Consider the following 12,371-nt stretch of genomic DNA (forward strand, 5'->3'; position numbering starts at 1 on the left):
AACTCGACCCGCAGGGTCGTCACCGGCCGGATTGGGGGCAGTAACGCCGAGGCGGATTGCACGTACGTCAATAGGGGGCCAAAGGCGCGGCAGGGGGGTCCTAGGGGGGCGAAGCCCACCTAGCGGGGGGCCGTTGGGGGGCGGAGCCCCCCGACACGACCCCTCGGCGGCAGCCGAAAACGCAAGGGGGCGTGCCCCCACAAAGCGGGCGCCCCGCCAGGGGAGGGGGTCAGACGGTGATGGTGACTTCGGCCAGCCCGCCGTGCTGGGCAACCACGGTGCGGTCCGCGGTGCCGCCAGGCACCAGCGCTCGGACCGTCCAGGTCCCCTCGGCCGCGTAGAAGCGGAACTGGCCGGTGGCGGAGGTGGGAACCTCCGCGGTGAACTCGCCGGTGGCGTCCAGCAGCCGTACGTAGCCGGTGACGGGCTCGCCGTCACGGGTCACGTTGCCCTGGATGGTGGTCTCGCCGGGCTTGGCGGTGGAGGCGTCCGGCCCGCCGGTCTGTGCTCCGCACATGGTGTTCTCCCTGGGGTCGTGTCGGGTGGTCGTCAGTTGGAGCCCAGCTCGACGGGCACGCCGACGAGGGAGCCGTACTCGGTCCAGGAGCCGTCGTAGTTCTTGACGTTCTGCTGGCCCAGCAGCTCGTGCAGCACGAACCAGGTGTGCGCGGAGCGCTCACCGATGCGGCAGTAGGCGATGGTGTCCTTGTCCAGGTCGACGCCCTCGGCCTCGTAGAGCTCCTTGAGCTCGTCGTCCGACTTGAAGGTGCCGTCGTCGTTGGCCGACTTCGACCAGGGGATGTTGCGGGCGCTGGGCACATGGCCCGGACGCTGCGACTGCTCCTGCGGCAGGTGCGCGGGGGCGAGCAGCTTGCCGCTGAACTCGTCGGGGGAGCGCACGTCGACCAGGTTCTTGGCGCCGATGGCGTCGACGACCTCGTCGCGGAAGGCGCGGATGGAGGTGTCCTGCGGCTTGGCCTTGTACTCGGTGGCCGGGCGCTCGGGGACCTCGGCGACCAGGTCCCGGGAGTCCAGTTCCCACTTCTTGCGGCCGCCGTCGAGGAGCTTGACGTCCTGGTGGCCGTAGAGCTTGAAGTACCAGTACGCGTAGGAGGCGAACCAGTTGTTGTTGCCGCCGTAGAGCACGACGGTGTCGTCGTTGGCGATGCCCTTGGCGGACAGGAGCTTCTCGAAGCCTTCCTGGTCCACGAAGTCGCGGCGCACCGGGTCCTGGAGGTCCTGCTTCCAGTCGATGCGGATCGCGTTCTTGATGTGGTTCTTGTCGTAGGCCGAGGTGTCCTCGTCGACCTCGACGATCACTACCTTCGGGTCGTCGAGGTGGGCCTCGACCCAGTCGGCGTCGACCAGAACGTCGCTGCGGCTCATGCTGTTACTCCTCGTGAGGTGGGTGGATGCGGCGGAGGGCGAACAGGGGTACGCGTACGGGCCGGCACCGGTGGCCGGGGCCGTTGGGAGTCGGGCGCACAGCGTGCGGGTGCGCGGGGAGAGGTACGCGGGAACTGCTCTGCGGCGTGTGTGCGCTGCGGGTACGCCGGGGCGCCGGATGCGCTGGGCGCCGCGGCGTCGGCGGAACGCGCGGACGGTCAGCGGGTCAGCGGGAGCCGCGACAGAGCATGGCGGCGATGCGGCACAGGTCCACTGCCCGGCGCTTCGTGAGGTCCGCCTGTCGCTTCATGCGCTCGATCGTAAGGACGACGGCGGGGTCGTGTCACCGCCGATCCGCATGGTGAGATGCTTTTGTCCAGGATGCGGGAATGATCGTGGGTCGGGCGGGGCGGTGCGGCGGTGCGGGGTGGGGGAGGGCGCGGTGGGTGGACCCGGCTGTCTCGTATTCCGGGACCGGGGTCGGGTCCCGGGGGTCGGGCGGGTGGGTCAGCCGGCCAGCCGGACGTCGGTGCCCGTCATGGAGACGTCCACCCCGTCCTTGGTGGTCTCGACCTTCTCCAGCTTCAGCCCTTCGGGCAGGCGGTCGATCCTGCGGTCGAAGTCGATCTTCTTGCGGATCGCGTCCTCGACACCGGGGATCCGGGAGCCGGGCACCTTGTCGGCGTGCAGCCGTACCGTGTCGCCGCCGGTCACGCTGACGGTGCTGTAGACGCTGCGCTCGACGGTGCGGCCCAGCATCGGGAGGACGGCACTGGCGGTGACCTTCACCTGGTCCTTGCCGGAGGTGCTCTTGCCGCCGTAGCTGACCTGCACACCTTCGTCGGCGGCCTTGGACAGATCCGCGTAGGAGAGGTGCACGGTGCCGGTGGCCCGCTCCGCGACCGCCGTGCCGAAGTTGTTCGACAGCCGCACGTCGTCGGCCTCCATGGTGACGTTGCTCAGTCGCACCTGGCGGTCGCTCGTCGTGGCGGTGACATCCGCCACCTCGATCTTCACCTTGTCCAGTTCCTTGGTGACGACCTGGGTGAGGAACGGGAAGCCCTCGATGGAGACGGACGGGTCGCCGGAGGAGGCTGCTCCCAGCTGCCCCTTGAGTTTCTTGGCCACCTCGTCCTCGGCCAGGTTCACCGCGATGCGGTCGGCCGCCACGAAGAGCCCGGCGAGTACCACCAGGGTCACAAGCAGTATGCGAAGTGCGCGCATCGTGTCCGTAATCCCCCCACAGTCGGCTGGCTGGCTGCGAGCGTAACCCGCAGGAAGCCTCCGCCGACCAGGGGAGGCGTGGTGCTGCTGAGGTTGGTGGGGCGTTGTTACAGCACGAAGCGGCCCAGCAGATAGACCGCGGGAGTGGCCAGCGTGAGGGGGAGGGCGACGCCCGCTGTCATGTGGACGAACCGGGAGGGCCAGTCGTAGCTGGCCACCCGCAGACCCAGCAGTGCGCAGACACCGGCACCCAGGCCGATCAGCGCGGCCGGGACCGGGTCCACCCCGCTCAGCTGCCCTGTCGCCGCTCCGGCCCCCGCGGCGGCGGCGAGCGCGAACAGGATCGAGACCGGCGCGGGAAGCGGTACGGCGCGCGCCAGCGTGCCCACCGCGACGGCTGCGGCGCCCAGCGTCACGGCGTCCGGCTCGGTGGTCAGCAGCCCGGCGGCCAGCACCGTCAGACCGATGGCGGCGAAGCCGGCGGTGAGCGCGTAGAGGCGTTCGTCGGGGCTGGAGTTGTTGCGCAACTGCAGCACGAGGGACAGCACGCACCAGACACCGGTCGCGCCGAGCAGCACCGTCGGTGCGTTCCCCGGGGCTCCGGACGGCAGATGCTGCCAGCCGTCGGTCAGCAGCAGCCCGGCGTTGGCCGTCAGCCCCGCCACGAACGCGAGGGCGATGCCCTGGCGGGCGGGCCACATGCCGTTGAGCCGGTACCAGCCGGCCGCCGTCAGCGCCTGGAGCAGCACCAGGGCGCCGGCGAGCGCCCCGTTCCCCAGCGGTGCGGCCCCGGCCAGCAGTGCGGCCAGCATCGTGGTGACGGCCGCCGGCTGGAACCCGGGCGCGATGATCGGCGACCTGGTGCGCTCCCTCGCCCCGCGCGGGGCGGTGGGTGCGGAAGGGGCGGCGGTGGTCTGCGCCGCACCGGGGGCGCCTTGCGGTTGCGGGGCGGCCTGCCGGTGCTGCGAAGGGGCGGCCGGGGCGCCGTAGGGCTGGGGCTGCGGCTGTGGTTGCCGCGGGTGCGGGTGCGGGTGCGGGTGCGGGTGCTGGGGCTGGGCTTGGGGCTGAGGCATCGGCTGAGGCGCGGAGTGGTCTTCCGGTGGCAGGGGAGCGGCGGTCCCGGGCCGGGGCTGCCCGGAGGGCTCGGGGAGAGGCTGATGGGTGGCCGGGGCCTCGTGCGGGAGCGCACCGGTATGCCAGCCGGTGGCCTCGTACGTGGGGTACGGGGCCGGGGGGTGGCCGGTGGTGCTGTGCGGGCCGGGCTCGTCGATCCGGGTCACCTCGTAGGTCACCTCGTAGGTCGGCCCGTAGGCCGGCCCGTACGAGGCCTCGTGGGAACCGTGAGCCCCGTAGGCCCCATGGGCGCCGTAGGGCTCGTACGGGGTGGGGCCGCCCTCGGTGGGTGCGGTGGCCGGCCACGGCTCGTGCGGTGGCAGCGGCTGTGCGTCGGCCTGCGGGACGGGGCGGCCGTACTCGTCGTACCCGCCGCCGTAGGGCTCCTGGTACCGGCCGTCGTTCATCGGGCACCCCCCGCGAACGGAGGGAGCACCTCGACGGTCCCGCCCTCGCTGAGGTGGACGGTCTCGTGGGCGCGGGTGCCGACCGGGTCGCCGTCGACCAGGAAGGAGCAGCGCAGCAGTACGCGTGCGAACTCCGGCTGTTCGGCGTGGGTCTCGCGGGCGCGCCGCAGCGCGTCCGCCAGGGTGCCGGCGTCGTACGGCTCCTCGGCGGTGCCTGCCGCGGCCTTCGCCGCCGCCCAGTAGCGGATCGTGCCGCTGGCCATGGTGGGGTCCCTCTCAGCCGTCCGTGCCCTCGGTGGCGTCCTGTGTGTGGCCCGGTGTCGGTTCCGTCGTGCTGTCGGCGGCGCGTGGGCCGTGCGCGTCGCGGCTCCCATGATGGGGCCTCGCGGCGGGTGCGCGTAGCCGGGTGGCCGCCCAGTCACCGATCTTCTCCAGCAGCGCGGCGCCGGCGGAGTTCTCGGCGTGGCCGAAACCGGGCAGCAGCCACAGCTCGGACGACTCCGGGTGCGCCGCGTCCGCGAGTGCGAGGGGGTGGTCGAGCGGGAAGTACGGGTCCTGGTCGCCGTGGACGACCAGCAGCGGCACCGGGGCGAGCAGCGGGGCCGCGGCGACGGGGGAGAGCGGAACCGGGTCCCAGTCCCGGTGGTGGACGCGGGTGCGGAGCCCGTAGCGGGAGACGAGGCGGCCGAGCGGATGCTGGATCGCCCAGTGCAGTCGGCGCATCGGTGCCGTGCCCCGGTAGTACCAGCGGGCGGGTGCGCTGACGGCGACCACGGCGTCCGCGTGGGTGCCGCCGTGCACCGCTGCGCCGGCGTCGGCGGGCGGGGCGCCGGTGCGGAAGGCCGCAGTGCCGGTGCCACCTTCCGTGTCTCCCGTGTCAACCGGGTGCGCGACTGTGCGCCCCCTGTGCATCACAGGGCGGGAGTATGACGCTGAGTGACCGTCTCCGTGCTCCGTCCGGTGCAGCGCCCCGTGCCGCAGAACGACCGAGCCGCCCATCGAGAAGCCGACGGTCGCCACCCGGCGGTGCCCGAACGACCGCGCCCACGCCACCGCCGCCGCCAGGTCCAGCACCTCCCGGTCGCCCACCGTCGAACGCCCGCCCGAGCGGCCGTGGCCCCGGAAGGAGAAGGTCACGACCGCCGCGTGCGCGGTGAACGCGGTGGCCGCACGGCGCAGCGCGGGCCGGTCGAGGGAGCCGGTGAAGCCGTGCGCCAGCACGATGACGCCCGGATCCCGGTCCGCTCCGCGTTCCGCGGCCCGCCCCGCGTACGGCTCGTACCGGGCCTCGATGCGGACTCCGTCCGCCGTCCGCAACTCCCTCCGCACCGCCCCCGCCTGGGCACTGTCCGTGACGCCCGGCCGGGGAGCGCGAGCGATGTCACATGCCGCTCCGACTCTCATGTGGGTATTCTGCTGGCAAGCAGGATCCGGGCAGCGTCGCCCCCGGGTCCTTTTGTGCTTTCTGGGGGTCGAGGCCGGTAGGACAGGCCGCGGCCCGGCCCTCGGGCAGTGCCGTACGAAGCAGTGCCGCCATATTCCCCCGGGCGACGGCCCGGGTGGCGCCCCGGCGCAGGGCGCCAGGAGGGAACTCGACGTCATGGGCAAGCGAACCGTGCAGAACCGAGACCGGAACCGAGGCCGTTCGAAAGCGCACCAACCGGGTGGCACCCGGAGCACGTGGTCCCTCTCCCCGAGGGCGGGTGTCACCGCATGAGTTCACTGCTTCTCCTCACCAACGCACTCCAGCCCTCCTCCGAGGTGCTGCCGGCGCTGGGACTGCTCCTGCACAATGTGCGCGTCGCCCCCGCCGAGGGCCCCGCGCTGGTCGACGCCCCGTCCGCCGACGTGATCCTCGTCGACGGCCGCCGCGACCTTCCCCAGGTGCGGTCCCTGTGTCAGCTGCTGCGCTCCACCGGGCCCGGCTGCCCCCTGATGCTGATCGTCACGGAGGGCGGGCTCGCCGCCGTGACGGCGGAGTGGGGGGTGGACGACGTCCTGCTGGAGACGGCGGGGCCCGCCGAGGTGGAGGCCCGGCTGCGGCTGGCCACCGGCCGGCAGCAGGTCGCCGCCGACGACAGCCCGATGGAGATCCGCAACGGTGATCTGTCGGTCGACGAGGCGACCTACAGCGCGAAGCTCAAGGGCCGGGTACTGGACCTGACCTTCAAGGAGTTCGAGCTGCTGAAGTTCCTGGCGCAGCACCCCGGGCGGGTGTTCACCCGGGCCCAGCTCCTCCAGGAGGTGTGGGGCTACGACTACTTCGGCGGCACCCGCACCGTCGACGTCCATGTGCGGCGGCTGCGGGCCAAGCTGGGCCCGGAGCACGAGGCGTTGATCGGTACCGTCCGCAACGTCGGCTACCGCTTCGTCTCTCCCGAGAAGGCGGCCGAGAAGAGCGAGGGCGCCAACTCCGCGGAGTCGTCCGTGGCGGATGAGGCGGAGCGCGTCGCAAGGGAGGCCGCGTCCTCATCGGGCGCTCCCTCATCCCGCAACGGCGACTAGCCACGTCGTACCTGTCCGGCGGCGCCGGGCCGACCCGCAGCGCGGGCGAGTTCGGCACCGCCGGACAGGTAGCAGGCGGCTGAGCACCGTCGCGGCGGGAAAGTGCGCGGCGGGAAGTGGGCATGCGGCGGAGTGGTGAGAGGGCTCATCCCGCGTAGACTCTCGGCGTGGCCAAGGTGACGCGGGACGACGTGGCAAGAGTGGCGGGGACCTCGACAGCCGTTGTCAGCTATGTGATCAACAACGGTCCCCGCCCGGTCGCGCCGGCGACCCGCGAGCGGGTGCTCGCCGCCATCAAGGAGCTGGGGTACCGACCGGACCGGGTCGCGCAGGCCATGGCGTCGCGGCGCACCGACCTCATAGGCCTGGTCGTCCCCGACGCACGCCAGCCCTTCTTCGCGGAGATGGCGCACGCCGTCGAACGCGCGGCGGCCGAGCGCGGAAAGATGGTCCTGGTCGGCAACTCGGACTATCTGGACGAGCGCGAGGTGCACTATCTGCGCGCGTTCCTCGGGATGCGCGTCTCCGGCCTCATCCTCATCAGCGCGGGCCCGAGCGAGCACGCCGCGACGGAGATCGACGCGTGGGACGCCCGTGTCGTCCTGATGCACCGGCGGCCCGAGGCCATCGACGACGTCGCCGTCGTCCTCGACGACGTGGGCGGCGCCCAGTTGGCCACCCGGCATCTGCTGGAGCACGGCCACGCCTACGTGGCCTGCCTCGGCGGGACGGAGACCACCCCGGAGCACGGGGACCCGGTGACCGATCACGTCGAGGGCTGGGCCCGGGCGATGAAGGAGGCGGGCAAGTCCGTGGAGGGCCGCCTCTTCCAGTCCCCGTTCAACCGGTACGACACCTACCGGATCGCGCTGGACCTGCTCAGCGGCCCCGACCGGCCCACCGCGCTGTTCTGCGCCACCGACGACCAGGCCATCGGGGTGCTGCGGGCCGCGCGCGAGCTCGGCATCGACGTGCCCGGCGAGCTGGCGGTCGCGGGGTTCGACGATGTGAAGGAGGCGGCGCTGACCGACCCTCCGCTGACCACCGTCGGCTCGGACCGCGAGGGGATGGCGAAGGCCGCCGTCGACCTGGTGCTGGACGACTCGCTGCGGATTCCCGGCGGGCGCAACGGCGGCGCCCCCGCGGCTGCCGCCGGCGGTCACGCCCAGGTCGGCAAGGGCCGGGTGCGGCAGTTCCCGTCCGGCCTCGTCGTCCGGCGCTCGTGCGGGTGCCGTCCGGCCTGACGCCGACCGGAACTCGGAGCTTTCTCAGGGCCTCTTCAGGCCGTTCTCATATTGCGGGACCACTCTCGGTGGCATGGAGAACTTCGAACGGGAGACCCCGCACACCGGACAGCAGCCGTACCCCGGGGCCGCCCCGCAGGGCCCGGAGGGCACGGAGAGCGCGCACAGCACGGCGGCCCACGGTGCCGTACCCCCGCCGCCGGCTTCGCCGCCGTACGCGACGTTCCCCGCCGACCCCGGCGCCCCCACCGGCTCAGCGTCCCTGGGCGCCTCCGCGGCCCCTGGGGACGCCCTCCCCGCCGGGCACGGCCGCCCGCGCGGCCGGATGCGGCGCCCGGCCGCGTTGCTCACCGCCGTCGCCGCGGTCGCGGCCGTGATCGGCGGGGGCACCGCCTACGGGATGGAGCAGCTCCTGGACGGCCACGGCGGGACCAGCGCCGCGGCGCCCACCGCCAGCGGCAGCAACGCGACCGCCAAGGGCGCGGTGTCCGAGGTGGTGCAGAACGTGCGGGACAGCGTGGTGGAGATCAAGTCGACCAGCAGCTCCGGACAGGCGACCGGCTCCGGCGTCATCATCACCAAGGACGGCGAGATCATCACCAACAACCACGTCGTGTCCGGCGCCGACACGGTGCAGGTCACCTTCAGCAGCGGCAAGACGGCACAGGCCGAGGTCGTGGGCACCGATGCCGACAAGGACCTGGCGCTGCTCAAGGTGGACGGGCAGGACGATCTCAAGCCGGCGGCGCTCGGTGACTCGGACGCGGTCGGTGTCGGCGACCAGGTGGTCGCCATCGGTTCCCCCGAGGGCCTGTCCGGAACCGTGACCAGCGGCATCGTCTCCGCCAAGGACCGCGAGGTGAAGGTCCCCAAGGAGGACGGCGACCAGAGTGGGCAGCAGGGCGGCCAGGGCGGCGGACCCGGCGGCGGGTGGCCGTTCGAGTACGACGGCGGTCAGTACAACGGCAGCGTCCAGGGGGAGACCACCACCTACAAGGCCATACAGACCGACGCCTCCCTCAACCCGGGCAACTCCGGCGGCCCGCTGTTCAACATGTCCGGGCAGGTCATCGGCATCAACTCGGCCATCTTCTCCTCCGGTTCCGGGGACGGCCAGGCTTCCGCCTCCAGCGCGGGCAGCGTCGGCCTGGGCTTCGCCATCCCGGTCGACGATGTGAAGCAGGACCTGGGCTCGCTGCGGGAGGGGGGTGCGTGAGGGCGGTGCTCCACCTGCCCGACGGTCGGGACGGTGCCAAGCTGGGAGCCATGGCCTCCGAGATCGCATCCTCCTCGCCCTCCCCTTCGGCGTCCGAGCGGCAGACCATCCTCGTCGTGGACGACGAGCCCGCCGTCCGTGACGCGCTCCGCCGCAGCCTGAGCTTCGAGGGGTACGAGACCCAGCTGGCCGCCGACGGTGCCGAGGCCCTGGAGAAGGTGGCCGAGCACCGGCCCGATCTCGTCGTCCTCGATGTGCTGATGCCGCGCATGGACGGGCTGACCGCTGCCCGGCGGCTGCGGGCCACCGGGCAGCGGGTGCCGATCCTGATGCTGACCGCCCGCGACACCGTCGGCGACCGCGTCACCGGGCTGGACGCGGGCGCCGACGACTACCTGGTCAAACCCTTCGAACTGGACGAACTCCTCGCCCGCGTCCGGGCGCTGCTGCGGCGCAGCTCCTACGCCCGCGCCCAGGCGCAGGCCGAGGCGGCCCAGGAGCCCGAGACGCTGTCCTTCGCCGACCTGCGGATGGATCTGCGGACCCGCGAGGTGACCCGGGGCGAGCGCCCGGTGGAGCTGACGCGCACCGAGTACACGCTGCTGGAGATGTTCCTCGCCCACCCGCGCCAGGTGCTCACCCGGGAGCAGATCCTCAAGGCCGTCTGGGGCTTCGACTTCGAGCCGTCGTCCAACTCGCTGGACGTGTATGTGATGTATCTGCGACGCAAGACCGAGGCGGGCGGCGAACCGCGCCTGGTGCACACGGTGCGCGGCGTCGGCTATGTCCTCAGGGACGACACGTGAGCTCTCGGCGCAGCGCGCTGTTCCGGCTGCGCCGCAAGGGCGCCCGCGCCGTCTCCATGCCGCTGCGCGGACGCCTCGCGCTGCTGGCCGCGACAACGGTGGCGCTGGCGGTCGCCGCCTGCGCGCTGGCCTGCTGGTTCCTGGTGCGCGCTCAGCTGCTCAACTCGCTGGACGACTCGCTGCGGGACAACTCCGTCTCGCCCGGCACGGTCGTCGACCGGGTGCAGTCCGGGCAGTGCACCCCGCCCGACCAGCCCGCACCCAACCCCTTCGGCGCCACCGTGCAGGTGGTGGACACCTCCGGCGGCAGCTGTGTGATCGTCGGGCGGAAACTGGATGTGACCGACGCCGACGTGCGGGTGGCCGAGCGGCGCCGGCGCGAGTCCCTGCACACGGCGCGCGCCTCCGACGGCACCGAGTACCGGGTGCGCACCACACCGGTGGCGGGCACCGGGCTCGCGGTGTCGGTGGCCCGTCCGATGGCCGAGATCGACGAGTCGCTGCGCAACCTCGCACTGATCCTCGGCCTGGTCGGCGGCGCCGGGGTACTGGGTGCGGCCGGCGCCGGCGTGGCGCTGGCCCGCGCCGGGCTGCGGCCCGTCGACCGGCTCACCGAGGCCGTCGAGCACATCGCCCGCACCGAGGATCTGGCGGTACGCATCCCGGCGGACGGCCACGACGAGATCGCACGGCTGTCCCGCTCCTTCAACGCCATGACCGAGGCGCTGGCCTCCTCCCGGGAACTGCAGCAGCAGCTCATCGCGGACGCCGGACACGAGCTGCGCACCCCGCTGACGTCGCTGCGCACCAACATCGACCTGCTGGTGCGCAGCGAGGAGACCGGGCGGCCACTCCCCGAGGACGACCGAAGGGAGCTGCTGTCGTCCGTGCAGGCGCAGATGGCCGAGCTGGCCGAGCTGATCGGGGATCTGCAGGAGCTCTCCCGTCCGCAGACGATGCCGGACGGCGAGGAGGGCTCCGGTGACAAGGGCGGCACCACAGCCTCGGACGCCCCCTCCCGGACGGGGGTCGTCGCCCTGCACGAGATCGCCGAGCGCGCCGTGGAACGGGTCCGTCCGCGCGGGCCCCGGCTGACGCTGACGACCGAGCTGGCCCCCTGGTACGTGCGGGCCGAACCCGCGGCACTGGAGCGGTCCGTCGTCAATCTGCTGGACAACGCGATCAAGTTCAGCCCCGAGGGCGGCACCGTGCACACCGTGCTGCGGGACGGGGTGCTGACCGTACGGGACCAGGGGCCCGGCATCCCCGCCGACGAACTCCCGCACGTCTTCGACCGGTTCTGGCGTTCGCCGACGGCGCGGAGCCTGCCCGGTTCGGGTCTCGGACTGTCCATCGTCGCCCGCACCGTGCGGCAGAGCGGCGGCGACGTGCGGCTCCGGCACCCCGCGGACGGCGGCCCGGGGACCGAGGCGGTGCTGCGGCTGCCCGGGGCGCCCACCCCGCCGCCCGCCGAGCCGCCCGGCTGAGACACGAAGGACGGAAGCCGGGAGGGGACGCGGCGTTCACTCGTGTGCGTTCGGCCGTAGGGTCGTTCCCATGAGTGACGTGGATGTTGTGGACGAGGTGTCCGCGCAAGGCGTACGTGAGGTCCAGGCACTGATCGACGCCGCCGCGCGGGAGGACGGCCAGCCCGCCGTCTCCGAGCAGGGCAGGCTCCAGCTGCGCGGCGGCGCCCGCCCGGGCGTACGCCATCTGCTGCTGCGCGACGGCGACGGGGTGCTGGCCGGTTACGCGCAGCTGGAGGACACCGACCCGGTGGAGGCCCCCGCCGGAGAGCTCGTCGTCGCACCCACGCGCCGCGGCAACGGCCACGGCAGGCGGCTCGGACAGACACTGCTGGAACTGTCGGGGCGGCGGCTCCGGGTCTGGGCGCACGGCGGCCACCCCGCCGCCCGGCACCTGGCCCAGAGCCTGGGAATGACCCTCTTCCGCGAGCTGCGGCAGCTGCGGCGCCCGCTGGCCGGGCTCGAACTGGCCGACCCCGTGCTGCCGGAGGGCGTGACCGTGCGGACCTTCCGCCCCGGCGAGGACGACGCCGCGTGGCTGGCCCTCAACGCCGCCGCCTTCGCCCACCACCCCGAGCAGGGCACCCTGACCCAGCGCGACCTCGACGACCGCAAGTCCGAGCCCTGGTTCGACCCGGTCGGCTTCTTCCTCGCCGAACGCGACGGGCGGCTGATCGGCTTCCACTGGACGAAGGTGCACTCGGCGGAGGGACTGGGCGAGGTCTACGTCCTCGGCGTCAGCCCCGAGGCGCAGGGCGGCGGCCTCGGCAAGGCCCTCACCACCATCGGCCTGCGGTATCTCGCCGACGAGCGGGGCCTGCCGACCGCGATGCTCTATGTGGACGCCGACAACACCGCCGCCGTCCGCGTCTACGAGAACCTCGGCTTCCGCACCCACGAGACGGACCTGATGTACCGCACCGAAACCTGAGTGCGGCTCCGGC

At 72.9% G+C, this 12,371-nt stretch carries 12 protein-coding genes; 6 read left to right on the forward strand and 6 right to left on the reverse strand.

Translation table 11 applies throughout. The features are described from left to right. Nucleotides 1-229: 229 nt before the first annotated feature. From JW613_RS31685 to JW613_RS31710, 6 genes are all read right to left on the reverse strand, one after another. Nucleotides 230-517, reverse strand: coding sequence for a DUF1416 domain-containing protein (locus JW613_RS31685; protein ID WP_099882393.1), 288 nt, complete (start codon nt 515-517; stop codon nt 230-232). Between the two features lie 32 nt (nt 518-549). Further along, nucleotides 550-1,386, reverse strand: a complete 837-nt coding sequence (locus JW613_RS31690; protein WP_209214314.1) for a sulfurtransferase — start codon at nt 1,384-1,386, stop codon at nt 550-552. Nucleotides 1,387-1,893: 507 nt separating this feature from the next. Next, complete coding sequence (locus tag JW613_RS31695; RefSeq protein ID WP_209214315.1) at nt 1,894-2,610, reverse strand: LmeA family phospholipid-binding protein; 717 nt, start codon at nt 2,608-2,610, stop codon at nt 1,894-1,896. Between the two features lie 107 nt (nt 2,611-2,717). Then, nucleotides 2,718-4,130 carry a YML083C domain-containing protein gene (locus JW613_RS31700; protein ID WP_209214316.1) on the reverse strand — a complete coding sequence of 471 codons (1,413 nt, stop codon included), beginning with the start codon at nt 4,128-4,130 and terminating at the stop codon, nt 2,718-2,720. Continuing rightward, entirely contained in the window at nt 4,127-4,393 is a 267-nt protein-coding gene (locus tag JW613_RS31705) for a MoaD/ThiS family protein (protein WP_209214317.1), read from the reverse strand. Before JW613_RS31705 ends, JW613_RS31700 begins: the two co-directional genes overlap by 4 nt. Nucleotides 4,394-4,406: 13 nt before the next feature. Beyond that, nucleotides 4,407-5,534 carry an alpha/beta hydrolase family protein gene (locus tag JW613_RS31710; protein ID WP_209214318.1) on the reverse strand — a complete coding sequence of 376 codons (1,128 nt, stop codon included), beginning with the start codon at nt 5,532-5,534 and terminating at the stop codon, nt 4,407-4,409. A 309-nt stretch (nt 5,535-5,843) separates the two neighbouring features. On the opposite strand from JW613_RS31710, the gene JW613_RS31715 reads away from it, so the two are divergent. The 6 genes from JW613_RS31715 to mshD all read left to right on the forward strand — a co-directional run bounded on the left by JW613_RS31715 (nt 5,844) and on the right by mshD (nt 12,358). Beyond that, nucleotides 5,844-6,635, forward strand: a complete 792-nt coding sequence (locus JW613_RS31715; RefSeq protein ID WP_209214319.1) for a winged helix-turn-helix transcriptional regulator — start codon at nt 5,844-5,846, stop codon at nt 6,633-6,635. Nucleotides 6,636-6,802: 167 nt separating this feature from the next. Then, nucleotides 6,803-7,879, forward strand: coding sequence for a LacI family DNA-binding transcriptional regulator (locus JW613_RS31720; RefSeq protein ID WP_209214320.1), 1,077 nt, complete (start codon nt 6,803-6,805; stop codon nt 7,877-7,879). A 73-nt stretch (nt 7,880-7,952) separates the two neighbouring features. Next, nucleotides 7,953-9,095 (forward strand): S1C family serine protease, encoded by a 1,143-nt coding sequence (locus JW613_RS31725; RefSeq protein WP_245226615.1) that lies wholly within the window; start codon nt 7,953-7,955, stop codon nt 9,093-9,095. Between the two features lie 50 nt (nt 9,096-9,145). Next, a complete protein-coding gene (locus tag JW613_RS31730) occupies nt 9,146-9,901 on the forward strand; it encodes a response regulator transcription factor (protein WP_209214371.1) in 756 nt (251 codons plus the stop codon). A gap of 56 nt (nt 9,902-9,957) precedes the next feature. Then, a complete protein-coding gene (locus tag JW613_RS31735; RefSeq protein WP_209214372.1) occupies nt 9,958-11,388 on the forward strand; it encodes a HAMP domain-containing sensor histidine kinase in 1,431 nt (476 codons plus the stop codon). A gap of 70 nt (nt 11,389-11,458) precedes the next feature. Then, a complete protein-coding gene (gene mshD, locus JW613_RS31740; RefSeq protein ID WP_209214321.1) occupies nt 11,459-12,358 on the forward strand; it encodes a mycothiol synthase in 900 nt (299 codons plus the stop codon). The last annotated feature ends 13 nt before the right edge of the window (nt 12,359-12,371 follow it).

It is taken from the genome of Streptomyces smyrnaeus (assembly GCF_017676345.1).
In the GTDB taxonomy this organism is placed as follows: Bacteria; Actinomycetota; Actinomycetes; order Streptomycetales; family Streptomycetaceae; genus Streptomyces; species Streptomyces smyrnaeus.